Here is a 26,438-nt window from a genome sequence, read left to right on the forward strand (position 1 = left end):
GGGCCGGTCGTCACGCGGGGGAGGAGTCTTGCGGGCGGCGGGGTAGCTCGTGCGGGGGACGCGATCGTCCAGGGCGGGAGGGACGCCGGAAGGGGCGTACGCAGGGACAATGGCGGGGTGAAGGGAGCACGGGGGGAGTGGACGGGGGGTACGGGCGTGACGCGCGGGGCGGAGGGTACGTACGCGGAGGACGCCGACCGTACGGCCGACGCGGACCGCACGACCGCCCGCCGCGTCCCGGCTCCCCCGTTCCGCCGCCTCGCCTCCTCCCCCGACGGGCCCGTCGCCGCCGCCGCGCTCCTCGCCCTCCTCGCCGCCGTCGACACCGTCCTGCGCGCCGGCGCCGGCGACCGCCTCACCGCCGCCCTGCTCCTCGCCTTCGGCGCCACCGCCCCCGTCGCACTCCTGCGCACCCACCCCACCCCCGCCGCCGTCCTCACCACCGCCGCGAACGCCCCGCTCGCCGCCCTCCTCGGCGCCCCCGTCGCCGCCGGCGTCGCCGCCCAGGCGCTCCTCCTGCACCGCCTCGCCCGCCACGGCACCCGCCGCGCCCGCACCCTCGCCGTCCTCCTCGTGCTGCCGGGCGCCGGCTACGCGGTCGGCGACCCCGGCGCCACCGAAGGCGGCCGGCTCGACGCCGCCGGCCGGCTGCTCGCCGTGGCCGCCGCCGTCCTCCTCGCCGCCGCCACCGCCACCGGCCTCGCCCGCCGCGCCCGCAGCACCGCCGCCGCCCACAACGCCACCGAACGCGCCATCGCGCACACCCTCTACGAACACGCCGCCCGCGGCGAACGCGCCCGCATCGCGCGCGAACTCCACGACGTCGTCGCCCACCACATCTCGATGATCTCCGTGCAGGCGGAAACCGCCCGCCTCACCACCCCCGGCCTCCCCGACGAAGGCGCCCGCAAGCTCCGCGACATCGGCGACACCGCCCGCACCGCCCTCACCGAGATGCGCCGCCTCCTCGGAGTACTGCGCGAAGACGCCGGCGCCGCCCCCGCGGAACGCCGCCCCCCGCCCGGCCTCGCCCAGCTCAACGAACTCCTCGACGGCGCCCGCGACGCCGCGGGCGCCGCCGTCCGGCTCATCGTCAGCGGCACCGTACGCCCCCTCGGCACGGGCATCGAACTCACCGCGTACCGCATCGTGCAGGAAGCCCTCACCAACGCCCGCCGGCACGCCCCCGGCGCCGCCGTCGACGTCGAACTCCACTACACCGACGTCGCCCTGCGCCTGCGCATCCGCGACAACGGCCCCGGCCCGGGGCCCGGCCACGGCCCCGGCCCCGGCCCCGCGGACGGCGGACACGGGCTGCCCGGCATGCGCGAACGCACCGCCGCCGTCGGCGGCCGGCTCCGCAGCGGCCCCGCCGCGGGCGGCGGCTTCCTCCTCGAAGCGACGCTCCCCGCACACACCCGTACGAGCAGGGAGGAAACCGCCGCATGACCGGCCCCGCGGACACGGACACCGTGCGCGTCGTCGTCGCCGACGACCACGAGGTCGTACGCGCCGGCTTCGCCGGACTCCTCGCCACCCAGCCCGACTTCGACGTCGTCGGCACCGCACACGACGGCGCCGACGCGGTCCGCGTCTGCCGCGCCCGGCGGCCCGACGTCGTGCTCATGGACGTCCGCATGCCCGGCGTCGACGGCATCGAGGCCACCGCCCGCCTCACCGCGGAGCCGCCGCACCCGAAGGTGCTGATCCTCACCACCTTCGACCTCGACGAGTACGTCTACGACGCCCTCGCCGCCGGCGCCAGCGGCTTCCTGCTCAAGGACGTCACGGCGGAGCGGCTCTTCGACGCGGTGCGCGTGGTCGCGGCCGGCGAGGCGCTGCTGGCGCCGGGGGTCACGCGGCGGCTGATCGCCGAGTTCGCGCGGCTGCGCGCGGCGCGGCCGGAACGGGACGGGGCGGCGGCGCCGCTGGCCGCGCTGACGCCGCGCGAGACGGAGGTGCTGCGGCTCCTCGCCGAGGGCCTGTCCAACCCCGAACTCGCGGCCCGCCTGCACGTCGGCGAGGAGACGGTGAAGACGCACGTCAGCCGGCTACTGGCGAAGCTCGGGCTGCGGGACCGTACGCAGGCGGTGGTCATGGCGTACGAAACGGGCCTCGTCGTCCCCGGCACCCGCTGACGCCCAGAGGGCCGCCGGCCCCCTGGGCTCCGGCCGCCCGGCCCGTAGCGGCGCGGCTCGGCTAGCCTCGTGACCATGCCCGGAGCCATCGAACTCGTGATACTCGACTGCGACGGAGTCCTCGTCGACTCCGAGCGCATCGCCGCCGCCGCGCAGGTCACCGTGGGGGCGGAACTCGGCTGGCCGCTCACCGAAGCCGACGCCGTCGAACTCTTCATGGGCAAGTCCCAGGAATCCGTCGGCGCCATGGTCGTCGAACGCCTCGGCCCGGGCACCGACGAGACCTGGCGCACCCGCTACTACGAGGAGTTCTTCGCCGGCCTCGACCGCCTCGAAGCCGTACCCGGCGTCGTCGACGCGCTCGACGCCATCGCCGCCGCCGGCCTGCCCACCTGCGTCGCATCCAGCGGCGGGCACGAGCGGATGCGCCGCACCCTCGGCCGGACCGGTCTGTACGACCGCTTCGCCGGACGCATCTACTCCGCCACAGACGTCGGCGGCCGCGGCAAACCCGCGCCCGACCTCTTCCTGCACGCGGCACGGGAGATGGGCTACGCGCCGCGGGGATGCGCGGTGGTGGAGGACAGCCGCTACGGCGTCCAGGCGGCGCGCGCCGCGGGCATGCGCGCGTACGGCTTCACCGGCGGGCTGTCACCGGCCGACTGGCTGGCGGGGCCGGACACCGTGCTCTTCGACGACATGCGCAAGCTGCCGGTCCTGCTGGAGACGGCGGGTACGGGCGGCACGGCGGACTGACGGCGCGAGGGCGGGGCGGACCGGCGGGGGGACGGCCCGTACGAGCAGGAACCCCCTACGCCTCCTGCCCCTTGCCCCACTCGGACGCCAGCACCGACCACACCTCCGTGTCCTGCCGCACCCCCCGATAGGGGTGCTTCGCGCGCAGCACCGCGTCGCGGCTCATGCCGAGGCGCTGGGCGACCTTGATGCTCGGGGTGTTCTTCGCGGACACGAGCCACTCCACCCGCTCCACGCCGCGCTCGTGCACCGCCCAATTGATGATCACGCGTGCGGCGCGCGTGACCAGCCCGCGGCCGGCCGCCGCGGGCTCCAGCCAGCAACCCGCCTCGCAGGTGCGCTGCTGCGCGTCGAAGACGCGGAAGAGGACGCCGCCGACGAGGAGGCCGTCGAGCCAGATCCCGTAGAGGCGGCCGGAGTCGGAGGCGGTCTTGTCGGCGTACGACTGGAGCCAGGCGCGGGCGGAGTCGAGGTCGGCGGCGGCGTCGGAGAGGCCGATGTGGCGGCCGATGAACTCGCGACCGCGATCGATGTGGGCGAGGAACTCCTCGGCCTGCCACGGCTCCAGCGGCCGCAGCTCGGCGCCGTCGTCACCCAGGGGTATCGCGAACATCGGTCCTCCAGTGGCTGTGCTCCGTACGCTGATCCTCGCACGGGCCACCGACAGGTTCCGCAGGTCATCCGCCCGCCGCGGGCTCCGCCCGGGTCGCCTCCGCCTGCCCTGCCTCGGCGAGGGCGGCGACACACGCCCGTACGGCCGGACTCTCGCCCCGGGACCGCCACGCGGCCTGCACCGTACGCCGCACCGACGGCCGCACGGGCAGGAACCGCACCCCGGGCGGGCACGGCCGCTGCGCCATCTCCGGTACGAGCGACACGCACAACCCGCCCCGCACGAGGGCAAGCAGCGTGGCGTACTCCGTCACCTGGTACCGCACCTCCGGCTCCAGACCCACCTCGCGCAGCGCCTGCGTCAGCCCTTCGTACGGCTCGGTGCCGACCGGACAACTCGCCCACACCGCCGCCCCGGTCGGATGGGCGAGATCACCCAGCTCGGCGAGGCCGACGCGCTCGCGGCCGGCCAGCGGATGGGCGTCCGGCACCGCCAACTGCACGTCCTCGACCACCAGCGTCCGCACTGCCAGCCCCTGCGGCAACCGGATCGGCCGGCTGCTCCAGCTCTCGATGAGCAGCAGATCCAGCTCCCCGCCGACCAGCCTGGGCACCAGCTCGACGACCTCGCCGTCGACGACGGTGGGGGCCAGCCGCGGATGGGAGGCGGTGAGGGCGGTCAGCACCTCGGGCAGCAGCGCACGCAGCGAACTGCCGACGCCGCCGAGGCGCAACGGGCCGAGGATCTCGTCCTGCAGATCGGCGAGATCCGCCTCGGCCTCGGCGACCTGCGCACACACCCGGGCCGCATGCGCGGCGAGCACCTGGCCGGCGTGGGTGAGGCGGACGCTGCGCCCGTACGGCTCCAGCAGCCGGTGCCCGGACTCGCGCTCCAGCTTGGCGAGCTGCTGCGAGACGCCGGAGGCGGTGACGTGCAGCGACTCGGCGGCACGGGCGATGGTGCCGTGGACGGCGACGGCGTCGAGGGCGCGGAGGCGCTCCAGGCTGAACACAAAGTGATGCTAACGCTTGCGGCTAACGAATCATCGCTTTTTCTTGGGGGAGCGGGCAGGCAGAGTGAGGAGCATGCGAGTCGACGGGGAGAGCCGGGACAGCCAGGGCGACATACCGTTCGAAAGCCGACCGGCCGCCAGCTCCGCCGCCGGGGACCACGACCACGGGCTCGCCCAGGGCCTCCTGACCCGGCTGGCCACCCCGGCGACGATGGTCATCGGCGGCTCGGCGTGCATCTCGCTGTCGGCGATCTTCGTGAAGCTCTCCGACGTGAACGCCGGCACCGCCGCCTTCCTGCGCTGCCTGCTCGCACTGCTGCTGCTCGCCCCGCTGGCGGCCGTCGAACTCCGCCGCCTCGGCCCCCGGGCCCGGCGCCCGGTGCTCACGGACCTGGCGGCGGGGCTGCTGCTCGGCGTCGACTTCGTGTTCTGGGCGGCCAGCATCAGGGACGTCGGGGCGTCCATCGCGACCGTGCTGCTCAACATCCAGGTGATCGTCTTCCCGCTGCTGGCCCGCCTGCTGACCCGTACGCCGCTGCCGCGCGGCTTCTGGCTCACGGCGCCGGTGCTGCTCGCCGGGGTGGCGCTCGCGGGCGGCGCAATCGGCAACCCGGAACCGGGCAGCAACCCCGTCACCGGCATCCTCTACGGCACCGCCGCCGGCGTCGCCTTCGCCGCCTACCTCTTCCTCACCCGCCTGGCAGGCACCCACCCCCGCACAACCTCCTACCGGAACCCAGCCCTCGATGCGGCCCCCCACTCCCCTCCCCGCCGGCACATCGCCGTGCCGGTGTGCACCGCGACGTTCTCCGCCGCCGTCGCCTCCGGCGTCCTCGGCGCGCTGTGGACCGGTATCGATCCGATGCCCGAGCCCGCCGCCCTCGGCTGGCTGGCCGCGCTGGCCACGCTCGGCCAGGTCCTCGCCCTGCTCCTCATCACCCCCGCGCTGCCCCGGCTCGCCCCGGCCACCGGGGCGGCGCTGCTCCTGCTGCAGCCGGTGCTCGCCATCGCCACCGCCGTCGCGTTCCTCGGCGAGCGGCCCACGGCGACGCAGTACGCCGGCTGCGTGCTGGTGATCGCCACCGTCTGGTACGCCACCCGCGGCGCCGCCGGCCGCGGCGCCGGAACTCCCGCGCTCCGCACCGCGGGCCGCGGCTAGGCTGCGCCCATGCCGCCGTATGACGACGCCCTGCTCCCCGCCACCGCCCGCGCCCTGCGCCACCGGCTGGCGGTCGCGCAGAGCGAGGGACGTACGCCTTCGCTCGTCGCGGCCGTCGTACGCGACGGGGAGACCGTCTGGTCCGGCGCCCGCTCGATGGTCGACGGGCACGAGCCGACCACCGACACCCAGTACCGCATCGGCTCGATCACCAAGACGTTCGTCGCCGTGCTGGTGCTCCGGCTGCGTGACGAGGGCCTTGTCGACCTCGCCGATCCGCTGGGCAAGCACGTCCCGGGCACTCAGGCCCCCGCGGTGACCATCGCTCAACTCCTCTCTCACAGTTCCGGTATCGGCGCCGAGCCCCGCGGCCCCTGGTGGGAGCGGACCCCGGGCACGCTCCGCCCCGAACTCGGTGAACTCTTCGACGGCGACCCCACCCGCCACCCGGCGGGCCGCCGGTACCACTACTCCAACCCCGGCTTCGCCTACCTCGGCGCGGTCGTCGAGGCACTGCGCGGCGCGCCGTGGGGCGACGTGCTGCGGCGCGAGTTGCTGGAGCCGCTGGGGCTGCGGCGTACGACGCTGCTGCCCGAGGCCCCGCACGCCGGCGGGTTCGCCGTCCATCCGTGGGCTGACGTCATGCAGCCCGAGCCGTTGCACGACACCGGCCGGATGGGCCCCGCGGGCCAGTTGTGGTCCACGGTCGGCGACCTGGCCCGGTTCGCGGCCTTCCTCGTACGCGGCGACGACCGGGTGCTCTGCGCCGACACGCTGGCGGAGATGCGCACCCCCGCCGTTGCTCCCGAGGCCGCGTCGGGGGACAGCGGGTACGGGCTGGGCGTGCAGCTCATCCGTCGCGACGGCACGGTGCTCGCCGGCCACACCGGCTCCATGCCCGGGTTCCTCGCCTGCCTCCTTTCCGATGTCGACGAGGACGTGAGCGCGGTCGTCCTCACGAACGTCACTTCCGGTGTGTCCGTCTCCGGCCTGGCGGCCGATCTGATCGGCACCGTGGTGCGGCACGAGCCGCGTATCCCCGAGCCGTGGCGTCCGCTGGCCGCGGACGCGGTGGATCCGGAGCTGCTCGCCCTCACGGGCCCGTGGTACTGGGGCGCGAACCCGCACGTGCTGCGGCTGAAGGAGGACCGGTGGCTGGACCTGAGTCCGCTGACCGGCAACGGCTACGCCTCCCGGCTCCGCCCGGAGGCGGACGGCACGTGGACGGCGGTCGACGGCTACTGCGCCGGTGAGACGCTGCGGGTGGAGAGTTCGGCGGACGGCGAGGTGTCGCACCTCGACCTGGGCACCTTCGTCTTCACCCGCGAACCGTACGACCCGGACGCCCCCGTCCCCGGCGGCACCCGCGGCTGGACGTAACCCCGCTCCCGCCGCACGGGACACGCGACACGCGAGGCCGGTCAGCCCCGAGGCCCCGGCGGGCCACGCCGCTGTCGTCGTGCACAACGACAAGCCCCGGCAGCAGACTTGGGAGACGCGGGCATGCCGGCCCGGTGCCCACCGGCCAAGCCAAAGGATCAAGCGGGTGGCTTCGCCGCAGCCCCTATGCGGCCAACTCCTTCTCCAGCGGCGTGCGGAACCTCGGCGTTATTCGGGCATCGCCCACCCATGCCGCCAGTCGTTCGGCCTCCGCGGCCACCGCGCGTTCCGCGTCACCGCCCACATCCGTGAGCATCCGCCACACCACCTCTCCGTCCCGTCGTTGCGCCCAGCCGCCGACGACTTCGCCGTTCCACCACACCGTCGGTCCCACGTTGCCGCTGCCGTCGAACAGCGCCTTGCGGTAGTCGGCGTCGAGGTGCCAGTCGCGTTCCTTCCAGCCCATCGGCGTCGGGTCGAGACCCGGGAGCAGCGCCGCCCACGGCTCCGGTTCCGCGACCGGCTCGGTGTCGTCCGGCAGTACGTACCCCGTGCCCTCGTCCAGTTCCACCGCCACGGCGCCGGTCGCGGCCAGGGCCTTGCGCGCGGCGGTCTTCGTCCAGCCGGTCCACCACACGAGGTCCGCTTCGGTGGCCGGCCCGTACGCGTACAGCCAGCGTCTGGTCAGCTCCGTCTGCGCCTCGACGACGTCCATGCCGCCGAAGTCCTCGCCGGGCGCCCATCGGAACTGGCTCGACGTCCATGACCCGCGCGGGTGCCCGCGGCGTATGTGCCCGTCGCAGGCGAGCATCCGCAGCACGCGCGTCGTCACTCCCTGCTGCGTCTCCTGGCGGCTGCCGGGGAAGACCGTGATCTTCGTGCGCAGCAGCGGCTCGGCGGCGGATATCTCGCTGCCGGTCGCCTCGCCCTTGTCTTTGAGCACGGCCAGCGCGGCGGCTTCGGCGCGCTGCAGCCACGCCTCGTCCAGGCCGTTCCAGTCCTTGAGGTGTTTGAGGAAGGTGGCGCGCTCGCGCGCCGCTATGGCGCGGGCCGCCGCCGCGTCCACGACCGGCGCCAGCTCGCGGCTGACCGCGAAGAGCGTGCGCCGCATGGACAGCAGCTTCACCAGCGCCACTTCCTCGTAGAGCGCGCGCTCTACCGGCGTGACTCCGGGCTTCCTCATCCGCGCGCAGGCGGAGAGGAAGACGGTCGCCGCGTCCGTCGCATGCAGCGCGACGACCGCGTCGGCGGCGTCCACGGGCGAGGCCGCGCGGGCGGTCGGCGCCAGCGCATGCCGCACGCCGATGCGGGCTCGTCGCTGCTCTGTCGTGATCTGCATAGTGGCAGTATGCCGAAGCTCACGCCGCCCCGCTCGGGCCTGTGGACAACTTCGGATCTTGCCCGCCGATACCCCCCTGACCAGGGAAGATTCGACGCAAGGGGCGAGTTCATCCGGCTCGGTAACGAGCCCTCCGGCCGGTTGCGAACCCGCTCCGGCCCCGGCCACAGTTCCTGGCCACGCCCCCGACGCCGCCGCTACAGCATCCGCTTGAACCCCACGTGCGACGCCGCGAACCCCAGCCGCTCGTAGAAGCGGTGCGCGTCCGTGCGCGTAGCGTCCGAGGTGAGTTGCGCGACCGCGCATCCGCGCCGTCGCGCCTCCTCGACGGCCCACTCGATGAGCTGCGTCCCCAGCCCGCCCCCGCGCTCCTCGCGGTGCACGCGCACCGCTTCGATGAGCGCCCGCGTCGCGCCCCGCCGCGACAGCCCGGGGATGACGGTGAGTTGGACCGTACCGACGACGCGGCCGTCGCGTTCGGCGACGACGAGGTGCTGGCCGGGGTCGGCCTCGATGCGCACGAAGGCGTCCTCGTACGGGGCGGGGTCGTCGGGTGTCTCGCGGGTGGCGCCCAGGGGGTCGTCGGCGAGCATCGCCACGATGGCGGGGACGTCGGCGGCTGTCGCGTGCCGGATTGCCAGGTCGGTCATGCTGCCGACCCTATGCGTGCCTCCGGGGCGCGCCCCATGCCGTACGCGCCCCTCGGCGCCCTGCACGCCGCCCCGCCGCCGTACACGCTCCTATCTCGCGTACGCCGCAGGAGCCTCCAGCGTCTCCACCGCCGCGACCAGCGGCGCCAACTCCGGCCGCTTCGCGGCCTCGTCGAGCGCGGCGCGCAGGGATGCCTCGTATCCGGGCCTGGCTTCGGCGAGGAGGCGACGGCCGGCGGGGGTGACCTCGGTGTAGATGCCGCGGCGGTCGTCCGGGCAGAGGTAGCGGCTGAGCAGGCCGCGGTCCTCAAGGCGGGTGACGAGGCGGGTAGTGGCGCTCTGGCTGAGGACGACGGTGTCGGCGAGCTGGTTCATGCGCAGGTGGAAGTCGTCCTGGCGGCTGAGGGCGTCCAGTACGGAGTACTCGCGGGCGCTCAGCCGGTGCGCGCGCTGGAGCGTGCGCTCCACGTGGGTCTCGATGCGGGCGTACAGGGATGCCAGGGCCGACCAGCCCCGGGCCAGTTCGTCGAGCTGCTCGGCTGTGGCCGCCATGAGCGCCTCCGCGTCCCGTGAGTGCAGTGCGTGCATTCGCCGTCCTGACCCGAGTTTACTCCACCACGCAATAGACCGCGTTTGCAAGGATCGGCGTACGCAATTATTGTGGGCGCTTGGTAAATAGCAGCCCCCCGCACCCACCGCAGGAGTCCCCGCATGCCTCTCGTGCTGCTCGCGCTGGCCATCGGCGCCTTCGGGATCGGCACCACGGAGTTCGTCGTCATGGGCCTGCTGCCCGAGGTGGCCGACGAGTTCTCCGTCTCCGTCCCCACCGCCGGCTGGCTCACCACCGGCTACGCCCTCGGCGTCTTCGGCGGCGCCCCGCTGCTCACCGCGCTCGGCACCCGCGTCTCGCGCAAGCGGATGCTGATGAGCCTCATGGGCCTGTTCATCGCCGGCAACGTCATCTCCGCGCTCGCGCCCGCCTTCGGCATCCTGCTCGCCGGCCGCATCGTCGCCTCGCTTGCGCACGGCGCGTTCTTCGGCATCGGCGCGGTCGTCGCCGCCGGGCTGGTCGCCCGGGACAAGCGGGCCGGTGCCATCGCGATGATGTTCACGGGGCTGACCGTGGCCAACGTCGTCGGCGTCCCCGGCGGCACGCTCCTCGGGCAGACCGTCGGCTGGCGGGCCACGTTCGTCGCGGTCGCGGCGATCGGGGTCATCGGGCTGGCGGGTGTGGCCAGGCTCGTACCGGACCTGCCGCAGACGCCCGGGGAACCCTCCTCCCCCGGCGCAACCGGCCTACGGCGAGAACTGGCCGCGTTCCTCAACGTCCAGGTGCTGCTGGCCATGGGCATGACCGTCGTCGGCTTCGGCGGGGTCTTCGCCGCGATCACCTACATCGCGCCGATGATGACCGAGGTCGCCGGCTACGCCGACAGCTCCGTCACCTGGCTCCTCGCCCTCTTCGGCCTCGGCATGGTCGGCGGCAACCTGATCGGCGGGCGCTTCGCCGACCGCGCCCTGATGCCGATGCTGTACGTCGCACTCAGCGCCCTGACCGCGACGCTGGCGCTGTTCACGCTCACCGCGCACAGCAAGCCGGCGGCGGCCGTGAGCATCTTCCTCGTCGGGTTCTTCGGCTTCGCGACCGTGCCGCCGCTGCAGAAGCGGGTACTGGACCAGGCCGCCGCCGCGCCCACCCTCGCCTCGGCCGTCAACGTCGGCGCGTTCAACCTCGGCAACGCCCTCGCCGCCTGGCTCGGCGGCCTCGTCATCTCCGCCGGTCTCGGCTACACCGCCCCCAACTGGGTCGGCGCCGCCCTCGCCGCCTCCGGCCTGGCCCTCGCGTTCCTCTCCGCGAGACTGGAACGCCGCGCGGCAGGCACCGCGGGTACGGCGGCCGCCTCCCGGACGGTACGGGTGGCGGGCAGCGCCGTACGCGACGAAGGGGGCGACCTGCGGAAGGACACCGCGGCCGTACGGGCCGAAGACAGCACCGCCGCGGTACGGAACGAGGACACCGCCGCCGTACGGACCCACTCGACCGCCGACTGACGCGCGCCGGAGGCTCGGCGACCGCCTCGCGACCGTCACCGAGAGCGCCGAGCACCGCCGACCGGGGCGACCGGTCGCCTCCCTCGACGTAGCGGCGTGCCCTACTCCGCCCAGGGCAGGGCGTGCCGCGTGCCGTCCTCGGTGAGGGCGCTGCCGCCGGCCTCCATCGCCACCAGCACCTCGACGGCGGCGCTGCCCTCGGCCGCGCCGAGCCGCCGCGGCACACCGGACGGGAGCAGGACCGCCTGCCCGGCGGCCGCGGTCTCGGTACGGCCGTCGCAGGTCACGGTGAGCGAGCCGGATATGACCATCCAGACCTGCTCGCGGTCGATGGCGTGCACGGGCCCGGACTGGCCCGCGTCCATGCGTACCCGCCAGGTGCTGAGCGCGGTGCTGCCCTGGGAGGGGGTGGCGAGGGACTCCATGGAGGCGTTCGGGGTGGTGACGGTGCGGTCGGGGGCCGGGGTGATGACCTTCATGCGGGTAAAGCTCCTTTACTCGGATGGGTTGAGTAAAGGAGCTTTACTCAACCGTGTCAAGATGTTCCCGTGACCCGCGACCACGACAGCCCGCCGACGCCCGAGCTGCTGTTCCTGCTCGGCATGGCCTTCCAGCTCGTGCTGACCGAGTTCAACGAGCGGGTGGCCGCCGCCGGTTACCCCGACCTGCGGCCGGTGCACGGCATGATCTTCCAGATCCTCGGCGCCGACGGCGCCACCAGCAGCGAACTTGCCACCCGGCTCGGCGTCACCAAACAGGCCGCCGGCCAACTCGTCGACGACCTGGAGCGCCGCGGCTACGTACTCCGCACCGCTCACCCCGCCGGCGGCCGCCGCAAGCTCGTCGTCCTCACCGACGCCGCCCGCCGGCACCTCCGCGTCGCCGGGGACGTCCTGCACGACCTCGAAGCCGAACTCGCCCGCCGCACGGGCACCGACATCCCCCTCCTCCGCACCGAACTCCTCCGCCTCGTCCACGGCCTAGCCGGCGACGACCTCCCCCCGCTGCGCCCCGTCTGGTGACTCGGGGCCAGAAGCCCGGTCGTCGGGTCGACCGGCGTGAGGCCGACGATCGGGGCGGCGATCGAGGCGCCTGTCCGACGCAGAGCGGCAGGTCGGGGCGTCAGTTCCGCTGGACCGCCTCCACCAGGCGCTCCATCACGTCCCCGTCGCCCTCGACCGTCAGCTCTCCCGCCTCGACCGCCTCGGACAGCGGGCGCTCGTGGGACAGCACCGACTGCAGCGTGTCGTGGTCCGTGGTCACCGCGACGTCCGGGGACGGCGGCTCCTCGCCGCGCCGCACCGCGGTCAACTCGCCGTCGGCGACCTCCAGCCGGTACACCTCGCGCTCAAGCTCTATGCGGTAGCTCGCCGACCACGCCGCGTGCGGCTGCGGCTGGAAGAAGGCGCGCAGCCCGAGCAGCACGGTGTCGGAGGTCAGCACCCCCTCCAGCGGTATCACCGGAGAGCGCAGCCCCCACGTGCGCAGGGCGGCGAAGACCGGCTCCAACTCGCTGCCCCACTCCGTCAACTCGTACACCTTCGCCGAGGCGGGCGGCGGCAGCGCACGCCGGGCGAGCACGCCGAACCGCTCCAGATCGCGCAGGCGCTGGGACAGCACGCTGGGCCCGATGCCGGGGAGCGCGGCCTGGAGGTCCGCGTAGCGGCGGGGGCCCAGGCGCAGTTCGCGTACGACCAGCAGCGCCCAGCGCTCGCCGATCATGTCGAGCGCGTGGGCGATCGGGCACGCCTGCCCGTAAGTCCGCCTGTCGTCGCCGCCGTCCCTCGCCATCTCCGCGCTCCTCCCACGCTCCCAAATTTCACTACGAAAAATGTAGCACACACTTCGAGAAGTGTAGTAGCCTTCGAAAAAGCCAGGTGAGGGAGGCGAGTCATGAACGGCACGGCGGAAGTCCGGCCCGACGCAGAGCGGTTGGTGCGGGTCGGGGAGGTGGAAATCTGTACGCAGACGTTCGGCGCGGCCGCGGATCCGCCGATCCTGCTGATCGGCGGCGCGGAAGCGTCGATGGACTGGTGGGAGGACGGCTTCTGCTCACGCCTCGCCGCGGCCGGGAGGTACGTCGTCCGCTTTGATACGCGCGATACGGGCCGGTCCACGACGTTCCCGGTCGGGGCGCCGACGTACGGCGGCGAGGATCTGATCGCCGACGTGGTCGGGCTGCTCGACGCACTCGGCCTCGGCTCCGCACACCTCGTGGGCATCTCGATGGGCGGTGGCATGGCGCAGGTCATCGCGGCGCGACATCCCGGCCGGGTCGACTCGTTGACGCTGATCGCCACGAGCCCCGCGGCGCCGGGTGGGCCCGACCGCCCGGAGTTGCCGCCGATGAGCGAGGAACTGGCCCGGAAGTTCGCGGAGCCGCAGCCGGGGCCGGACTGGTCGGACCGCGAGTCGGTCCTCTCCTACTTCCTCGCCGGTGAACACACCTTCGCCGGCGCCATCCCGGTCGACGAGGAGCGTGTGCGCCGCGTCGCCGGGCGGGCCTTCGACCGCAGTCCCGCCCCCGCCGCGGCCGCCAACCACTGGCTGCTCGATGACGGAAAGGAGCAGGCCGCACTGTCCCTCGGCGACATCACCGCGCCGACCCTCGTGCTCCACGGCACGCACGACCCCCTTTTCCCCTACGCCCACGGCGAGGCGCTGGCCCGCGAGATCCCGGGGGCCAGGCTCGTACCGTTGCAGGGGATGGGCCACCAGATGCCACCCCCGGAGCTGTGGGACATGGTCATAGCCGAGCTCGTCCCCCACACGGGCGCGGCCGCCCGCTGACCGGCCCGACGGCCCGAACGGGGCCGTGGGCCCGACGAATTGGGTCGCGGGCGCGGGTGCAGGCGATCGTGCCGGCCTGGGAAATCGGGCCGGCGCGCCGGGATGCGGTGATGTCGGGGCATGCCATGGATGCCGAGTGGTGCTGTCCCTTGGCGGAGTCGGGGGTGAGGCAGGTCAGAGGATGCGTGCGTGGCGGGCGGCGGTGATCCAGCCGGGGAACTGGGAGAGGAGGCGGTCGTAGAGCTGCGGATCGGGCAGTCCGCTGATGTCGTCGACGGAGAAGAACCCGACGTTGTCGACGCGGCGGCCACCGAGGCTGTCGAACCGTTCCAGTACGCCGTAGTCGGAGGCTCCCAGGCCCACGAACTGCCAGAAGATCGGTTCCTCGACCGCTTCGCGCAGCTCGCGCTCGATCTCCGCGTTGCGGTAGACACCGCCGTCGGAGAAGAACAGCACGAGTGTGGGATCGGGGGCAGGGTTCTCGCGGACGTAGGCGCGGACTTCGGCGATGACCTTCTGCTCTTCGTTCTGGATACCGACCGTCCGCATGTCGATCTGGCCGTTCTCCAGGCCCTTGCGCTTCTTGCGGGGACGGAAGAGAGCGAGCTGCCCGACCCGCACGTGCAGTCGCAGCCACTCGGGGAGATCCCCCAGCAGCAGGTCCGGAAGCCGGGCCGGATGGGAGGCGAACGTCCACGCCTGCATGGCCCCGTCGTCGTCCAACTCCGCGGCGACCGCGGCCATTCGCTCGACGACGTCGGCGACGACGCCTTGGGCGTAGAGGCGGGTCATGGAGCCGGAGGCGTCCAGCACGATGATGACGCGCGCGGAGATATCGGCGGCCCCGTGCTTGCGCAGGCTGATGGCCACCTGCTCCTTGCGGAGAGACAGCCGCTTGCGCATGTCGACGGGCAGGTGCTCCTCGCCCTTGATCAGCCGCGGCCCGCCGGACGCGCCGGGTGAGGCGGCAGGTGCCGGTGCGGGGTGTGTGCCTGGCGACGGTGGCGCGGGGGCGGGGGCAGTCGGCGCGTGGGGCGCGGGAGGTGGCGCCGCGAAGGGTGCCTGCGGCGCCGCTGGCGCAGGGCCGGCAGGGGCCGGAGGCATGGGTGCCTGCGGGACGGGGGCAGAGGTCGGGGCCGAGGGCGGGGGTGGCGGCGGGGCGGCTGGGGGCGGGGTGGGGGAGGGAGGGGGTGGGGAGTCGTCGACCGTGATGCCGAAGTCGGTGGCCAGGCCGGCGAGTCCGGAGGCGTAGCCCTGGCCCACCGCGCGGAACTTCCAGCGGCCGCCCCGCAGATACAGTTCGCCGCCGACGAACGCCGTCTCCGTCGTCGCCTCCATGTCGAAGCGGGCCAGTTCGGCGCCCGTTCCGGCGTCCAGGAGCCGCAGCGACAGCCCGGGTACCTGGCCGAAGGTGCCGCCGTCGGCCGAGGCGCACAGGACGACGCGTTCGATGCCCGGTCCCAGGGAGTTCAGCAGTACCTCGACGGAGTCGGTGTAGCGGCCGCCCGCCTGCTGCTTGCCGAGGTGGGTGACCGCCTGGGAGGTGTGCTGCGGCTGGTTGTAGAAGACGAAGTCGCCGTCGTCGCGGACCCGGCCGGCGGCGGTGAGCAGCAGCGCCGAGGCGTCGACGTCGGGTACGCCGGGGCCTTCGGACCAGGAGAGTTCGGCGCGTACCGCGGGGGCGTCGACGGGCAGGTTGGCGCCTTTGGCGAGCGGTGCGGTGGCCATGGACTCGGTCCCTCTCCGATGCGGTCGGGCTGCGGCTGTTGGTTGTGGCTGTCGTGGCGTACGACGTGCTGTGTGCGACGTGCTGTGTGCGACGTGCTGCGTGCGGGCGTGCTGTGTGCGGGCGTGCTGTGTGCGGTGCACCGTGGTTCCGTGGGGAACGCCCGGCGCCGCGGCGGGGTTCCGCGGCCGGTGGCCGGGAGCCTGCCCTGGTCAGGTACAGCGTGTCATGCCGGGGAGGTAGCGGTAACCGGTGGTGGGGCAGACCACGGGGGTACGTCGCTTGCCGCCGCGGGCTGACGCGGCGCGCCCCCGCCGCGGGCGAGGCTGCTGGCACCCGGATCGTCCGGGCCAACAGCCCTTGAGGAGCAGTTCTCTTGCGCTACGTACGCAGCAAGCGCCTTCGCGCCGTCGCCCTCTCCGCCGCCCTGCTCGCGACGGCCACCGCCGGTACCGCCGCCGCGGCCGGCGACGCCCGCACCGACGACGACCGCGGTGGCAGGAACGTCCAAGGTGCGGGCAGCGCAGACAGCGCCGCGAGCGCCGACCGCGGGCAGCGGCCCGCCGCCTCCCTGACCGGCACCGCGAAGCTCACCCGGTCGCTCGGCGACGACATCACGTTCTCCTTCGACGCGCGCCTCGCCGCGAAGCACAACGACGACCCCCGCCAGGCGACCGGCACGTTCCGCTTCAGCCACTACCTCGGCGGCGAGGGCGCGTGGGCGGAGGCCGACGTCGACTGCCTCGTCACCGGCGGCAAGGTCGCCGTCGTCTCCGGTGTCATCACCGACACCGACCTCCCCGGCGCGAAGGGCCTGCGCGTCGGCGTCACCGTCCACGACCAGGGCCGCAACGACCGTCTCGGCTATAGCTGGGCGGGCACGGGCAGCCCGGTGGAGGACGAGGACCTTGCGCCGTGCGTGAGTTCCGCGCCGTTCGAGAAGGTCAAGCGCGGCACCGGCGACTTCCGGGTCCAGCCCTGGCAGCCGGAGCTCTGACCAGCGGAGCCCCGGCCGCCGGGGTTCTGACCGGAGTCACGCCCCCCTGCGGGCGCGCGGAGTGGTGACCCGCGCGCCCCGCCCGCGGTACGGTCCCGGGGTGAGGTGATCTTCCGGGCGGCGGCAGCCGGCCGCGCGGCCGCAGCCCGGCCAGTGGCCGCAGGCCCGCCGCGGACGACGCGGGCGGCTCCCGGCAGCGGGGAGCCGCCCGGCCGGCCTGCCCGCCCCGATCCCTCCGGGAGACCACCGCATGACCGCCGAAAAGCAGCAGCACCCCCTCGCCTACGACGACTTCGTCGCCCGCGCCACCGCCGACCAGGCCGTCGTCGGCCTCGTCCTCAAGGGGTCCCACGCCCACGAGGGCATGGCGACCGAGCGCTCCGACCACGACCTGTACGTCGTCCTCGCCGACGGTACGGCCGGTGGCCTCACCCGCCTCCACGGCCACCGCTCCGCCGCCCTCGACCTCCTCGTCCTCCCCCTCGCCGACTTCCGCGAACTCGGGCGCGCGCCCGGCTTCGAGCGCTACGCCCTCGCGCGCGCCCGCGTCGTCCTCGACCGCCTCGGCGGCGGCATCGCCCGCGTCCTCACCGCCGCCGCGCAGCTCGACGCCGGCGAGGCGTTCCGCGCCACCGCCGCGCTGCTGGACGCGTACGCCAACTCCCTCTACCGCTCCGTCAAGAACACCCGCGACGGCCGCCCCCTCGCCGCCCGCCTCGACGCCGCCGACAGCGCCCGCCACCTGCTGGAGCTGCTCTTCACGCTGGAGCGCCGCCCGCGCCCGTACAACAAGTACCTGCGCTGGGAGCTGGCCCGGCACCCGCTGCCCGGCTGGGCGGGCGACGAACTACCCGCGGCCGTGGACCGCATCACGTGCACCGGCGACGCGGGCCTGCAGCGCGCCGTCTTCGCGCGGGTCGAGCCGGTGGCCCGGCGGGCGGGCCACGGCGGTGTGCTCGACGCCTGGGGCGAGGACCTGCACCTGATGCGCCCGCCCCAGACGTGAGCCCCCGGCCCCCGCCCCCGGGTCAGGCGGGCAGGGAGACGTACAGGCGGGTGCCGCCGGGGCGGTAGCCGACGCGGGTGTACGTGCCGCGGGAGCCCGCGCCGGAGTACTCCAGCCACACCGATCCCGCCCCGCGGTCGAACATCGCCGCCGTCAGCGCCGCGGTCGCCGCCGCCGCAACGCCGCGCCGCCGGTACGCGGGGCGGGTGCCGACGCCGGCGAGTTCGGCGGTGTCCTCGGCCGGCGGCGAGCACGTCGCGCCGCCGGCGCAGCCGCCCTCCCCGGCCCGTACGAACCGCACCTCCCCGCCGTCCTCCCCCAGCCGCCGCAGCCGCGCCGCGCCCTCCGCCGACGCGGCGAACGCACCGCCGAACGCCTCGGCGAGCGCCGCGTCCAGCGCCTCGAACTCCGCGTCGGTGGCGGGGGTTTCCACCTGCGGGCGATTGCCGCCCGGCAGGGGATCGGTGTACGTGTGCGGGGTGCAGACGAGGTACTCGTGCACCGCCTCCGTCTCGAACCCCGCCACCCGCAGCGCCCCCTCCACCAGGGGCGCGGCCTGCGGCGCGAACTCCAGCCGCGGCAGCAGCCCCCGCTCCCGGAACGCGCCGACGAGCGCGGCGACGTCGCCGGCGGTGGGGGCGGTGCCGGGCAGCGGGGTCGCGTAGTTGAGGTAGGGGCTGTCGGTGTCGACGGCGAAGCCGGCGACGAAGCCGCCGGTCTCGACGACGTCGGGGCGGCGGCGGAGGTTGGCGACGGCGAAGTTCTGGACCTGCTTGTCCATGGGGGTGGCCACGGTGGTATCGACCTCACGAAGTCTCTGACGTGCGCAGACAGGAGAGAGCGTGGGGCCGCCGTACGGGACGGGCGTGTCCGGCGTGGGAGAGCGGGCGGCTCCGCTACGGAAGCGGGCGGGCCACTCGGCGCCGACGGCGGCCGCTGACGGGCGCCGGGATCAAAGGCTTCGTTCCTCACCGTGAGTGCGCCGGCGGGTGGCCGGCGGATGCGTCCGCGGTCGCGCGGACGGCGGTCAATGTCCCACGCCGGCCGCGGCCGTGCAACGCCTTTACGTGATGAGACCGGAATGTCAGTGGGGGGTGCCACAGTACGGGACATGGACATCGACCGGTTCTGGCACCTCGTCGAATCGGCGCGCTCCTCCGCGGCGGCGGACGGCGTGCCGTTCGACGAGGCGCTCGTGGGACTCCTCGCGGGGCTCCCCCGGCAGGAGATCCTGGCGTACGCGGAGCGGTTCGGCGAGGTGCACGGTGCCCTGTACCGCTGGGATGTGTGGGCGGCCGCGTATCTCATCGGCGGGGGCTGCTCGGACGACAGCTTCATGGACTTCCGCGCCGGGGTGATATCCCTCGGCCGCGAGTGGTACGAGCGCGCCGCGGCCGCGCCGGACAGCCTTGCCGAGCACCCGGCCGTCGCCGAGGCCGCGCGGGACGGCCACGACGAGGTCCTGTTCCACGAGGAGGTCAACTACGCGGCGGGCGCCGCCTTCGAGCGGCTGACGGGCAGCAGGGACGCCTTCCACGAGGCGTGGGCGGAGTACCGGCCGGCGGACGGCGAGGGCGGGGCGGCACCCGACATGGGGGAGGACTTCGACTTCGACGACGACAGGGAGATGCAGAAACGCCTGCCGCGCCTCGCCCGCCTCTACCTGGGCGCAACCGACCGGGCGTAGCCGGAGGCACGAAGCGGCCGTACCCGGCTACGGCCGGAACGCACCGACGACGCGACCGCGGCACCCACCCGCCCGCGGCACCCGCCCGTCGCCGCAACTCCCGGCCCTCGCCGGGGCCGTCGCGATGGAACCGCGCTTGGCCGGAGCGTTCAGGAAACACTCCGGCCAGGCCCGCTCCGGGTCGGGGTCAGTCCGCGAGAGGCAGGTAGACGCGGTTGCCCGTGGCCGCGAACTCCTTGGACTTCTCCAGCATGCCGCGTTCGATCTCCTCCGCCGTCAGCTCCGCCTGGTCGTCGGAGCCGAAGCGTTCCGTGATGTTCCTGCTGATCTTCATCGAGTACAGGTCCAGACCGGATATGGCCTACCTACCGAGCAGGGAGTTGCTCCTTACTGCAACTCGAACAACGCGTCGCCTCGCGCGGTCGCGTGTCGTGCCGGTGAACCTCGCAGAGGTGACAGCCGTTGTCCGAGGTGGACCATCTCCCCGTATACCAGCGTCTAGATGAATGAGTCCGATGTTCTCAGTGGTCGTAGTCGATCAGAGATCGTTTGATCTTGGCGTCGGTGGTCCAGTTGTGCCAGATGCCGGCGGCCAGGGCGAGGAGGCGTTGGCCGGTGCGGGCGAAGACCCCGGCGGGGGTTCTGCCGCCATGGTGTTCCAGGCTGAGCTGACCTTTGAGGGTGTCGAACACCGCCTCGATCCACTGGCGGACACGGGCCAGTCGGCCGTGCCGGGCGGGTTCGTCCTTGCGGTCCGGCCGCACCAGGTGGATGCCCAGCCGTTCGGTGAGGAACGCCTCGAACTCGCGCCCGGCGAAGCCCTTGTCGGCGAGGATCACCTGCCCGCTGCGGACGAGGTGGTGGTCGCGTTCCAGCAGCGCGGTCATCACTTCGCGTTCGCCGAGCTTGGGGTTTGCCAGGCACCAGGACACCGGCATGCCTTCGGCGGTGGTGAGCAGGTAGAGCCGGAACCCCCAGAAGAAGCGGGAGTGGCTGCGGCAGTAGCCGTATCCGGCGTGCCCGGCCAGTGCGGAGCGTTTGACCGTCTCGCGGGAGGCTGCGCAGGGCAGAGGCGTGGAGTCGATCAGCCGCAGGTCGTCCTGCCAGGTCGGCACCTGCTTGGCCAGGGCCTCGATCACCTGGCTGATCAGCGGACCCGCCGCGTTGAGCCTTTTGTTGTAGGCCGACTGCTGGGGCAGATAGCGGAAGAGGTGCCCGAGCCGGGCGTGGGCGAAGCGGATCCAGTGCCGGGCCGAGGGGAAGCCGAGCAGTACCTGCGCGACGGCCAGGCACAGCAGTTCGGCATCCGTCAGTTTCGGGGGTCGCCCGATCCGGCGACGAGGCGCCACGTGGTCGTCGATGAACACGTACAGTGCCGCCAGAAGGGCGTCCAGGCTGGTAGTCACACACGAGCCAACGGGCGCCCTTCGCGATGGTCGCGACCAGCACAAACATCGGACTCATTCATCTAGGAGTGTGAGTGACCACACCGCCGAATCCTCAGACTGAATCTGACCGTGAGCCCTCAGCGGAAGCACCGGTCACAAGTACGCAAGCGCAAGGACACCGTGCGCGGCAGGATGCGATGACTCCCGCGCAGCGGGAAGCCCACATGCAGCAGCGCAACGATGACCGCCGTGCGCGGCAGGATGCGATGACTCCCGAGGAGCGGCAAGCCGAGGCCCAGAGGCGCCGTGCGTGGTGGGATGCGCTGGATCCCGAGGAGCGGGAAGCCGTGAACCAGCGGCTCACCGATAGCCGCCATGACTGGTGGGCTGCGATGGATTCCGAGGAGCACGATGAACGGATCCGGAAGCTGCACCAGGGCTACCGTGATTGGTGGGATGGGATGCCCCCCGCGGAGCGGGGAGCCTACACGCAGCAGCGCAACGATGCCCGCCGTGCGCGGCAGGATGCGATGACTCCCGAGGAGCGGGAAGCCGAGGCCGAGAGGCGCCGTGCGCCGTGGAATGCGCTGGATCCCGAGCAGCGGGAAGATCGGATCGACCGGGCCATCGCCGGCCGAAGGGCGCAATGGGCGGCGGCTAATCCGGAGCGGGCGGCCCGGAGGCGGCAGCGCGAACAAGCCCGCAACGCGCGGCACCCGGTAGGTCGTGATGAGACAAATGCAACAGCGAATGCGCAGCTGGGTGGTCAGAGGTACGACTGGATGTCACCAGGAGTCGGTTCACGGCCCGGGCGGCGGGCTCCGGCGGCGTCCGGTTCTTCCAGTTCTCCGGCATCCACATCCAACGAGCGTGGTCGCTCCGCCAGCCCCCGGCGCAGCCGCTGACCCTCACGCCGATCGGAACCATCTGACCCGGCCGGCGCAAGCTCGTGCCCACACGTCCGTCACAGGTTCACAGGTTGAAACTCAGGCCAAGTTGCGAGGTTCCCGCAGGACAGGGGCATGAGGGCCCGCGCCGTCATGAGGCTGCATCAACTGTGCCGAAGAGGACGGCCCGAGAGTCGTGTGTCTCGGGCCGTCCGTCGACCTCGGGTCAGTCCGCGATCGGGAGGTAGACGCGGTGGCCGCTCTCCGCGAACTCCCGTGACTTCTGGAGCATCCCGGCGGCAGCCTCCTCCTCGGTGGCGTCGGCGGGCACGTCGCCGCCGAAGCGCTCTATTACTGATTTGCTGATTTTCATCGAGCAGAACTTCGGGCCGCACATCGAGCAGAAGTGCGCCGTCTTCGCCGGCTCCGCCGGGAGGGTCGCGTCGTGGAACTCGCGGGCCGTGTCCGGGTCCAGGGCCAGGTTGAACTGGTCCTCCCAGCGGAACTCGAAGCGGGCGTCCGACAGGGCGTCGTCCCAGTCCTGGGCGCCCGGGTGGCCCTTGGCGAGGTCCGCGGCGTGGGCGGCGATCTTGTACGTGATCACGCCGGTCTTGACGTCGTCGCGGTCCGGGAGGCCGAGGTGTTCCTTCGGGGTGACGTAGCAGAGCATCGCCGTGCCCCACCAGGCGATCATCGCCGCGCCGATGCCGGAGGTGATGTGGTCGTAGGCGGGCGCGATGTCGGTGGCCAGGGGGCCGAGGGTGTAGAACGGGGCCTCTTCGCAGATCTCCTGCTGGAGGTCGACGTTCTCCTTGATCTTGTGCATCGGGACGTGTCCCGGGCCCTCGATCATGGTCTGCACGCCATGGGACTTCGCGACCCGGTTCAGTTCGCCGAGCGTGCGCAGCTCCGCGAACTGCGCCTCGTCGTTGGCGTCGGCGATCGAGCCGGGACGCAGGCCGTCGCCGAGGGAGAACGTCACGTCGTACGCGGCGAGGATCTCGCACAGTTCGTCGAAGTGGGTGTAGAGGAAAGACTCCTGATGGTGGGCCAGGCACCAGGCGGCCATGATGGAGCCGCCGCGGGAGACGATGCCCGTCTTGCGGCGGGCGGTGAGCGGGACGTAGCGCAGCAGGACGCCGGCGTGGACGGTCATGTAGTCGACGCCCTGCTCGCACTGTTCGAGGACGGTGTCCTTGTAGACGTCCCAGCTCAGTTCCTCGGCGCGGCCGTCGACCTTCTCCAGCGCCTGGTAGAGCGGCACGGTGCCGATGGGCACGGGGGAGTTGCGCAGGATCCACTCGCGGGTGGTGTGGATGTTACGGCCGGTGGACAGGTCCATGACTGTGTCGGCGCCCCAGCGGGTGGCCCACGTCATCTTCTCCACCTCCTCCTCGATGGAGGAGGTGACGGCCGAGTTGCCGATGTTGGCGTTGACCTTCACCAGGAAGTTCTTCCCGATGATCATCGGTTCGGACTCGGGGTGGTTGACGTTCGCGGGGAGCACGGCGCGGCCGGCCGCGATCTCGTCGCGTACGAAGGCGGGCTCGACGCGCTCGCGCAGCGCGACGAACTCCATCTCGGCGGTGATCTCCCCGCGTCTGGCGTACGCGAGTTGCGTGACGGCCGCGCCGCGGGCGCGCCGCGGCTGGCGCGGGCGGCCGGGGAAGACGGCGTCGAGGTTGCGCAGGCCGCCGCGGGGTGAGGTGTGTTTGAGGCCGTCGTCTTCGGGGCGGGGCGGGCGGCCCGGGTACTCCTCGGTGTCGCCGCGGGCGATGATCCAGTTGTCGCGCAGCGGGGTGAGCCCGCGGCGTACGTCGGTGTCGGTGGTCGGGTCGGTGTACGGCCCGGACGTGTCGTACAGCGTCACGTCGTCGCCGTTCGTGAGGTGCACGCGCCGCACCGGGACCCTGATGTCGGGCCGCGCGGGGTGCTCGATGTGGTCCTTGTGCCAGCCGATCGCGGTGGCTTCCGCGGATTCCGCGGACTTCGCGGAGTCCCCGGTGGCGGGCGTACGTGCATCCGAAACGGTCATGGAGACCCACTCCCTACGCCGGCATTACCCGGTAACAGGTTCGGCGGTCGGCGCAGCCTCGGTCCGGATCCGGATCCGTCAGCGCCCTCTCAGCCCGGTGCTCCGAGCTCCCGCGGTGTGCAGTTCGCCGACCACGCTAACCGCTGCACGCACCGGTACGAAAGAGGGCCCCGGAGCGCTCCTGCGATGATCTGGCCGTGACACCTTCGCACAGCCACCACCACGACGCCCCGGCCCCGCCCGCCTCGCACCGGCTGCGCAGGGTGATCGCCGCGGTGCTCGTCCCGTTCGCGCTGGCGGTGCTCGCCGGGCTGATCGCGCTGTGGCCGGGGAGTGAACCGGCGGGCGAGCGCAGCGGCATCGGCTTCGACCAGGAGCGGCAGCGGGCGAAGGTCACGAAGGTCGAGGAAGTGAAGTGCGCGGACGTGGGCGCGCAGATCCAGGAGCAGGGGCCGCCGGGCGGCGGCGACACCGACGAGCCGCGGCCCGACGAGGACGCGGTGTGCGAGCAGGCGACGATCGAGGTGACGTCGGGCAAGCACGCCGGGCGGACCTTCACGGAGATCGTCGCGCCGGATGCGTCCCGGCGGTACGAGGTGGGGCAGGAACTCGTCGTCTCCTACTCGCCGAAGGCGCCGCGTGAGCTGCAGTACGCCGTCTCCGACGTGGTACGCACCGTGCCGATGACGGCGCTGGCGCTGGTGTTCGCGGTCGCGGTGGTCGTCGTCGGGCGGCTGCGCGGGCTGGCGGCGCTCGCGGCGCTCGCGGTGAGCTTCGCGATCCTGATCCTGTTCATCCTGCCGGCGATCCTGGACGGGTCGAACCCGCTGGTGGTGGCGGTGGTCGGGGGCAGCGCCATCATGCTGATCGCGCTCTATCTGTGTCACGGCTTCAACGTGCGTACGTCGGTGGCCGCCCTCGGCACGCTCGCGTCGCTGATGCTGATCGGGCTGTTGGGCTCGCTGTTCATCGGCTGGTCGAAACTGACCGGGAACACCGACGACTTCACGGGGCTCATCCACACCCAGTACCCGGATATCGACATGAGCGGGCTGCTGCTCGCCGGGGTGCTCATCGGCTCGCTCGGGGTGCTCGACGACGTGACGGTGACGCAGGCGTCCGCGGTGTGGGAGTTGCGGCAGGCCGATCCGTCGGCGCCGTGGCGGAAGCTGTACGCGTCGGCGATGCGGATCGGGCGCGATCACATCGCGTCGGTGGTGAACACGCTGGTCCTCGCGTACGCGGGGGCGGCGCTGCCGCTGCTGCTGCTCTTCACGATCGCCGACCAGGGCGTCGGCACGGTGGCGACGAGCGAGTTCGTCGCCGAGGAGATCGTGCGGACCCTCGTGGGCAGCATCGGGCTGGTCGCGTCGGTGCCGCTGACGACGGGGCTCGCGGCGCTCGTGGTCTCCGCCGACCGCCGCCACGGGGCGGGTCCTGCACCGGTGCCGGGTGCGGCACCGGGCGGGGGTACGGGACCGGGTGCCGGTACGGGAACGGGGCCGGATCCTCGTACGGGACCGGGAACGGGACCGGGATCAGGGCCGCAGCCGGGAGCCGGCATGGGACCAGGTCCGGGGCCGGGAGCCCCTGCGGGCTGGGCGGCGGGCACGGGCTCCGGCGCTGCCGCGGCTCCTCCCGAGGGCCGCTCCCGCCGCCGGGACGGCGGCGGACGGCGGCGCCGGAGGTAGCGCCGGAGATGATGAGGCCGGCCTCCTACCAGTCGTTCTTCGACGACGACGCGGTCATGAACTTCCGCACCAGGAAGATCGCACCCGCGATCAGAGCCGCGGCCAGCAGCACCTTGAAGAGCAGGCCGATGATGAAGCCGACCAGCGCCATGATCAGGCTGCCGAAGACCACCAGCACGATCGCCGGGATCAGCACCCACGTCACCCACCACGGCAGTCCCGCAGTGATCTCTTTCACGGACACGTCATTCCTCCTCCGGTACGCCGGGGTTGTCCCGGTGCCTTCGATGCTAGGACGCCGGGCGGGCGGACGGGAGTGCCCCCTGCCCCGGTCCACCCCGGAACGAACCCCGAGGCAACCCTGAGGGACTGATTCACGCCTCGGGTGGAGAGAAGACCACCAGAACCCGGAGATCCTCGGTGATGTGGTGGAAACGATGCGGTACGCCCGCCGGCACGTAGACGACGCAGCCCCTGCCGACCTGCAGGGTTTCGTCGCCGACGGTGACGGAGCCGCGACCGCTCATGATCACGTAGACCTCGTCCTGGCGATGCGGCTGCTGCGGATCGGGCGCTCCGGCGTCCAGCGCGTAGAGGCCCACCGACATGTTCCGCTCGCGCACGAACTGCAGGTACGCTCCGTCGTTCGCACGGCGCTCCGCCTCGAGGTCGTCCAGCCGGAATGCCTTCATCGTGCTCCGTCCTCCGCGTCCATGGTGCTCCCGACTACCTCTGGAACGATCAACCCATGAAGACTTTCCTGATCAAGACCCTCGCCAATGCGGCGGCCCTCGCGGTCGCGGTCTGGCTGATCCCCGATATAGGGCTGACCGGTCACGACAACGCCGACAAGGTCGTCACACTGCTGCTGGTCGCGTTGATCTTCGGCGTCGTGAACTTCATCGTCAAGCCCCTCGTGCAACTCCTGTCGCTGCCGCTGCTGGTGCTGACCCTCGGGCTCTTCACGCTCGTGATCAACGCGCTGATGCTGATGCTCACCTCCTGGATCGCGGACAAAGCGGACTTGAGCTTCCATGTGGACGGATTCTGGACGGCGGTGCTCGGCGGACTGGTGATCAGCATCGTGTCGTGGGCGACGAGCATGGCCCTCGACCGGGACTGACGGCCGCGG

28 protein-coding genes are annotated in these 26,438 nt (G+C 72.7%); 14 read left to right on the top strand and 14 right to left on the bottom strand.

Going from position 1 to position 26,438, the window contains the following annotated elements:
- The first annotated feature begins 156 nt into the window (after positions 1 to 156).
- The 3 genes from OG946_RS17320 to OG946_RS17330 all read left to right on the top strand — a co-directional run bounded on the left by OG946_RS17320 (position 157) and on the right by OG946_RS17330 (position 2,894).
- Positions 157 to 1,449 (top strand): sensor histidine kinase, encoded by a 1,293-nt coding sequence (locus OG946_RS17320; RefSeq protein WP_442814627.1) that lies wholly within the window; start codon positions 157 to 159, stop codon positions 1,447 to 1,449.
- The gene (locus OG946_RS17325; protein WP_326796991.1) at positions 1,446 to 2,138 is read left to right on the top strand and encodes a response regulator transcription factor; all 693 of its coding nucleotides are present in this window, start codon (positions 1,446 to 1,448) and stop codon (positions 2,136 to 2,138) included. Before OG946_RS17320 ends, OG946_RS17325 begins: the two co-directional genes overlap by 4 nt.
- A 75-nt stretch (positions 2,139 to 2,213) precedes the next feature.
- Complete coding sequence (locus OG946_RS17330) at positions 2,214 to 2,894, top strand: HAD family hydrolase (RefSeq protein WP_326796992.1); 681 nt, start codon at positions 2,214 to 2,216, stop codon at positions 2,892 to 2,894.
- Between the two features lie 55 nt (positions 2,895 to 2,949).
- On the opposite strand, the gene OG946_RS17335 is transcribed toward OG946_RS17330, so the two are convergent.
- Together OG946_RS17335 and OG946_RS17340 are read right to left on the bottom strand one after the other, a co-directional pair.
- Positions 2,950 to 3,507, bottom strand: coding sequence for a GNAT family N-acetyltransferase (locus OG946_RS17335; RefSeq protein WP_326796993.1), 558 nt, complete (start codon positions 3,505 to 3,507; stop codon positions 2,950 to 2,952).
- Positions 3,508 to 3,571: 64 nt separating this feature from the next.
- Entirely contained in the window at positions 3,572 to 4,519 is a 948-nt protein-coding gene (locus OG946_RS17340) for a LysR family transcriptional regulator (protein WP_326796994.1), read from the bottom strand.
- A gap of 73 nt (positions 4,520 to 4,592) precedes the next feature.
- Between OG946_RS17340 and OG946_RS17345 the strand changes: the two genes are divergently transcribed.
- Positions 4,593 to 5,678: a DMT family transporter gene (locus tag OG946_RS17345; protein ID WP_326796995.1), complete on the top strand. Its 1,086-nt coding sequence runs from the start codon at positions 4,593 to 4,595 to the stop codon at positions 5,676 to 5,678.
- A 9-nt stretch (positions 5,679 to 5,687) separates the two neighbouring features.
- Complete coding sequence (locus OG946_RS17350; protein ID WP_326796996.1) at positions 5,688 to 7,058, top strand: serine hydrolase domain-containing protein; 1,371 nt, start codon at positions 5,688 to 5,690, stop codon at positions 7,056 to 7,058.
- 184 nt (positions 7,059 to 7,242) lie between these two features.
- Here OG946_RS17350 and OG946_RS17355 read toward each other — a convergent pair whose 3' ends face one another.
- The 3 genes from OG946_RS17355 to OG946_RS17365 all read right to left on the bottom strand — a co-directional run bounded on the left by OG946_RS17355 (position 7,243) and on the right by OG946_RS17365 (position 9,599).
- Positions 7,243 to 8,397, bottom strand: coding sequence for a winged helix DNA-binding domain-containing protein (locus OG946_RS17355; RefSeq protein ID WP_326796997.1), 1,155 nt, complete (start codon positions 8,395 to 8,397; stop codon positions 7,243 to 7,245).
- 197 nt (positions 8,398 to 8,594) lie between these two features.
- Complete coding sequence (locus tag OG946_RS17360; RefSeq protein WP_326796998.1) at positions 8,595 to 9,047, bottom strand: GNAT family N-acetyltransferase; 453 nt, start codon at positions 9,045 to 9,047, stop codon at positions 8,595 to 8,597.
- A gap of 90 nt (positions 9,048 to 9,137) precedes the next feature.
- The gene (locus OG946_RS17365; RefSeq protein WP_326800283.1) at positions 9,138 to 9,599 is read right to left on the bottom strand and encodes a MarR family winged helix-turn-helix transcriptional regulator; all 462 of its coding nucleotides are present in this window, start codon (positions 9,597 to 9,599) and stop codon (positions 9,138 to 9,140) included.
- Positions 9,600 to 9,758: 159 nt separating this feature from the next.
- On the opposite strand from OG946_RS17365, the gene OG946_RS17370 reads away from it, so the two are divergent.
- Complete coding sequence (locus OG946_RS17370) at positions 9,759 to 11,099, top strand: MFS transporter (RefSeq protein WP_326796999.1); 1,341 nt, start codon at positions 9,759 to 9,761, stop codon at positions 11,097 to 11,099.
- A 101-nt stretch (positions 11,100 to 11,200) separates the two neighbouring features.
- Here OG946_RS17370 and OG946_RS17375 read toward each other — a convergent pair whose 3' ends face one another.
- On the bottom strand, positions 11,201 to 11,578 hold the full coding sequence (locus tag OG946_RS17375; protein WP_326797000.1) for a cupin domain-containing protein: 378 nt from the start codon (positions 11,576 to 11,578) through the stop codon (positions 11,201 to 11,203).
- Between the two features lie 69 nt (positions 11,579 to 11,647).
- Between OG946_RS17375 and OG946_RS17380 the strand changes: the two genes are divergently transcribed.
- Positions 11,648 to 12,121: a MarR family winged helix-turn-helix transcriptional regulator gene (locus tag OG946_RS17380; RefSeq protein ID WP_326797001.1), complete on the top strand. Its 474-nt coding sequence runs from the start codon at positions 11,648 to 11,650 to the stop codon at positions 12,119 to 12,121.
- Between the two features lie 100 nt (positions 12,122 to 12,221).
- Here the strand turns inward: OG946_RS17380 and OG946_RS17385 are convergent, their stop codons facing one another.
- Positions 12,222 to 12,890: a winged helix-turn-helix transcriptional regulator gene (locus OG946_RS17385; protein ID WP_326797002.1), complete on the bottom strand. Its 669-nt coding sequence runs from the start codon at positions 12,888 to 12,890 to the stop codon at positions 12,222 to 12,224.
- A 102-nt stretch (positions 12,891 to 12,992) separates the two neighbouring features.
- Here OG946_RS17385 and OG946_RS17390 point away from each other — a divergent pair, with 102 nt between their 5' ends.
- Positions 12,993 to 13,889 (top strand): alpha/beta fold hydrolase, encoded by an 897-nt coding sequence (locus OG946_RS17390; RefSeq protein WP_326797003.1) that lies wholly within the window; start codon positions 12,993 to 12,995, stop codon positions 13,887 to 13,889.
- A 174-nt stretch (positions 13,890 to 14,063) separates the two neighbouring features.
- On the opposite strand, the gene OG946_RS17395 is transcribed toward OG946_RS17390, so the two are convergent.
- Positions 14,064 to 15,617 (bottom strand): VWA domain-containing protein, encoded by a 1,554-nt coding sequence (locus tag OG946_RS17395; RefSeq protein WP_326797004.1) that lies wholly within the window; start codon positions 15,615 to 15,617, stop codon positions 14,064 to 14,066.
- Positions 15,618 to 15,991: 374 nt separating this feature from the next.
- Here OG946_RS17395 and OG946_RS17400 point away from each other — a divergent pair, with 374 nt between their 5' ends.
- Together OG946_RS17400 and OG946_RS17405 are read left to right on the top strand one after the other, a co-directional pair.
- Positions 15,992 to 16,612 (top strand): Repetin, encoded by a 621-nt coding sequence (locus OG946_RS17400; RefSeq protein WP_326797005.1) that lies wholly within the window; start codon positions 15,992 to 15,994, stop codon positions 16,610 to 16,612.
- 250 nt (positions 16,613 to 16,862) lie between these two features.
- Complete coding sequence (locus OG946_RS17405; RefSeq protein WP_326797006.1) at positions 16,863 to 17,618, top strand: hypothetical protein; 756 nt, start codon at positions 16,863 to 16,865, stop codon at positions 17,616 to 17,618.
- 22 nt (positions 17,619 to 17,640) lie between these two features.
- Here OG946_RS17405 and OG946_RS17410 read toward each other — a convergent pair whose 3' ends face one another.
- The gene (locus OG946_RS17410; protein ID WP_326800284.1) at positions 17,641 to 18,399 is read right to left on the bottom strand and encodes a GNAT family N-acetyltransferase; all 759 of its coding nucleotides are present in this window, start codon (positions 18,397 to 18,399) and stop codon (positions 17,641 to 17,643) included.
- A 330-nt stretch (positions 18,400 to 18,729) separates the two neighbouring features.
- Here OG946_RS17410 and OG946_RS17415 point away from each other — a divergent pair, with 330 nt between their 5' ends.
- The gene (locus tag OG946_RS17415) at positions 18,730 to 19,305 is read left to right on the top strand and encodes a DUF4240 domain-containing protein (RefSeq protein WP_326797007.1); all 576 of its coding nucleotides are present in this window, start codon (positions 18,730 to 18,732) and stop codon (positions 19,303 to 19,305) included.
- Between the two features lie 187 nt (positions 19,306 to 19,492).
- On the opposite strand, the gene OG946_RS17420 is transcribed toward OG946_RS17415, so the two are convergent.
- The gene (locus OG946_RS17420) at positions 19,493 to 19,639 is read right to left on the bottom strand and encodes a hypothetical protein (RefSeq protein WP_326797008.1); all 147 of its coding nucleotides are present in this window, start codon (positions 19,637 to 19,639) and stop codon (positions 19,493 to 19,495) included.
- 187 nt (positions 19,640 to 19,826) lie between these two features.
- The gene (locus OG946_RS17425; RefSeq protein ID WP_326794281.1) at positions 19,827 to 20,711 is read right to left on the bottom strand and encodes an IS982 family transposase; all 885 of its coding nucleotides are present in this window, start codon (positions 20,709 to 20,711) and stop codon (positions 19,827 to 19,829) included.
- Positions 20,712 to 20,917: 206 nt separating this feature from the next.
- Here OG946_RS17425 and OG946_RS17430 point away from each other — a divergent pair, with 206 nt between their 5' ends.
- A complete protein-coding gene (locus tag OG946_RS17430) occupies positions 20,918 to 21,598 on the top strand; it encodes a hypothetical protein (RefSeq protein WP_326797009.1) in 681 nt (226 codons plus the stop codon).
- 208 nt (positions 21,599 to 21,806) lie between these two features.
- Here OG946_RS17430 and thiC read toward each other — a convergent pair whose 3' ends face one another.
- A complete protein-coding gene (gene thiC, locus OG946_RS17435; protein WP_326797010.1) occupies positions 21,807 to 23,615 on the bottom strand; it encodes a phosphomethylpyrimidine synthase ThiC in 1,809 nt (602 codons plus the stop codon).
- A gap of 197 nt (positions 23,616 to 23,812) precedes the next feature.
- On the opposite strand from thiC, the gene OG946_RS17440 reads away from it, so the two are divergent.
- Positions 23,813 to 25,306 (top strand): YibE/F family protein, encoded by a 1,494-nt coding sequence (locus tag OG946_RS17440; RefSeq protein WP_326797011.1) that lies wholly within the window; start codon positions 23,813 to 23,815, stop codon positions 25,304 to 25,306.
- Between the two features lie 25 nt (positions 25,307 to 25,331).
- Here the strand turns inward: OG946_RS17440 and OG946_RS17445 are convergent, their stop codons facing one another.
- Together OG946_RS17445 and OG946_RS17450 are read right to left on the bottom strand one after the other, a co-directional pair.
- On the bottom strand, positions 25,332 to 25,544 hold the full coding sequence (locus tag OG946_RS17445) for a DUF5326 family protein (protein ID WP_047020110.1): 213 nt from the start codon (positions 25,542 to 25,544) through the stop codon (positions 25,332 to 25,334).
- Between the two features lie 136 nt (positions 25,545 to 25,680).
- Positions 25,681 to 25,998, bottom strand: a complete 318-nt coding sequence (locus OG946_RS17450) for a cupin domain-containing protein (protein WP_101423481.1) — start codon at positions 25,996 to 25,998, stop codon at positions 25,681 to 25,683.
- Positions 25,999 to 26,054: 56 nt separating this feature from the next.
- On the opposite strand from OG946_RS17450, the gene OG946_RS17455 reads away from it, so the two are divergent.
- On the top strand, positions 26,055 to 26,429 hold the full coding sequence (locus tag OG946_RS17455; protein WP_326797012.1) for a phage holin family protein: 375 nt from the start codon (positions 26,055 to 26,057) through the stop codon (positions 26,427 to 26,429).
- Positions 26,430 to 26,438: the final 9 nt, after the last annotated feature.

The sequence above is a fragment of the Streptomyces sp. NBC_01808 genome, assembly GCF_035917395.1.
GTDB lineage: Bacteria > Actinomycetota > Actinomycetes > Streptomycetales > Streptomycetaceae > Streptomyces.

Bases quoted from the DNA above. Each gene is read 5' to 3' on its own strand.
- OG946_RS17325 (WP_326796991.1), top strand. From the start codon at position 1,446: ATGACCGGCCCCGCGGACACGGACACCGTGCGCGTCGTCGTCGCCGAC.
- OG946_RS17330 (WP_326796992.1), top strand. From the start codon at position 2,214: ATGCCCGGAGCCATCGAACTCGTGATACTCGACTGCGACGGAGTCCTC.
- OG946_RS17335 (WP_326796993.1), bottom strand. From the start codon at position 3,507: ATGTTCGCGATACCCCTGGGTGACGACGGCGCCGAGCTGCGGCCGCTG.
- OG946_RS17345 (WP_326796995.1), top strand. From the start codon at position 4,593: ATGCGAGTCGACGGGGAGAGCCGGGACAGCCAGGGCGACATACCGTTC.
- OG946_RS17350 (WP_326796996.1), top strand. From the start codon at position 5,688: ATGCCGCCGTATGACGACGCCCTGCTCCCCGCCACCGCCCGCGCCCTG.
- OG946_RS17355 (WP_326796997.1), bottom strand. From the start codon at position 8,397: ATGCAGATCACGACAGAGCAGCGACGAGCCCGCATCGGCGTGCGGCAT.
- OG946_RS17360 (WP_326796998.1), bottom strand. From the start codon at position 9,047: ATGACCGACCTGGCAATCCGGCACGCGACAGCCGCCGACGTCCCCGCC.
- OG946_RS17365 (WP_326800283.1), bottom strand. From the start codon at position 9,599: ATGGCGGCCACAGCCGAGCAGCTCGACGAACTGGCCCGGGGCTGGTCG.
- OG946_RS17370 (WP_326796999.1), top strand. From the start codon at position 9,759: ATGCCTCTCGTGCTGCTCGCGCTGGCCATCGGCGCCTTCGGGATCGGC.
- OG946_RS17375 (WP_326797000.1), bottom strand. From the start codon at position 11,578: ATGAAGGTCATCACCCCGGCCCCCGACCGCACCGTCACCACCCCGAAC.
- OG946_RS17385 (WP_326797002.1), bottom strand. From the start codon at position 12,890: ATGGCGAGGGACGGCGGCGACGACAGGCGGACTTACGGGCAGGCGTGC.
- OG946_RS17390 (WP_326797003.1), top strand. From the start codon at position 12,993: ATGAACGGCACGGCGGAAGTCCGGCCCGACGCAGAGCGGTTGGTGCGG.
- OG946_RS17395 (WP_326797004.1), bottom strand. From the start codon at position 15,617: ATGGCCACCGCACCGCTCGCCAAAGGCGCCAACCTGCCCGTCGACGCC.
- OG946_RS17405 (WP_326797006.1), top strand. From the start codon at position 16,863: ATGACCGCCGAAAAGCAGCAGCACCCCCTCGCCTACGACGACTTCGTC.
- OG946_RS17410 (WP_326800284.1), bottom strand. From the start codon at position 18,399: ATGGACAAGCAGGTCCAGAACTTCGCCGTCGCCAACCTCCGCCGCCGC.
- OG946_RS17415 (WP_326797007.1), top strand. From the start codon at position 18,730: ATGGACATCGACCGGTTCTGGCACCTCGTCGAATCGGCGCGCTCCTCC.
- OG946_RS17420 (WP_326797008.1), bottom strand. From the start codon at position 19,639: ATGAAGATCAGCAGGAACATCACGGAACGCTTCGGCTCCGACGACCAG.
- OG946_RS17430 (WP_326797009.1), top strand. From the start codon at position 20,918: ATGCAGCAGCGCAACGATGACCGCCGTGCGCGGCAGGATGCGATGACT.
- thiC (WP_326797010.1), bottom strand. From the start codon at position 23,615: ATGACCGTTTCGGATGCACGTACGCCCGCCACCGGGGACTCCGCGAAG.
- OG946_RS17450 (WP_101423481.1), bottom strand. From the start codon at position 25,998: ATGAAGGCATTCCGGCTGGACGACCTCGAGGCGGAGCGCCGTGCGAAC.
- OG946_RS17455 (WP_326797012.1), top strand. From the start codon at position 26,055: ATGAAGACTTTCCTGATCAAGACCCTCGCCAATGCGGCGGCCCTCGCG.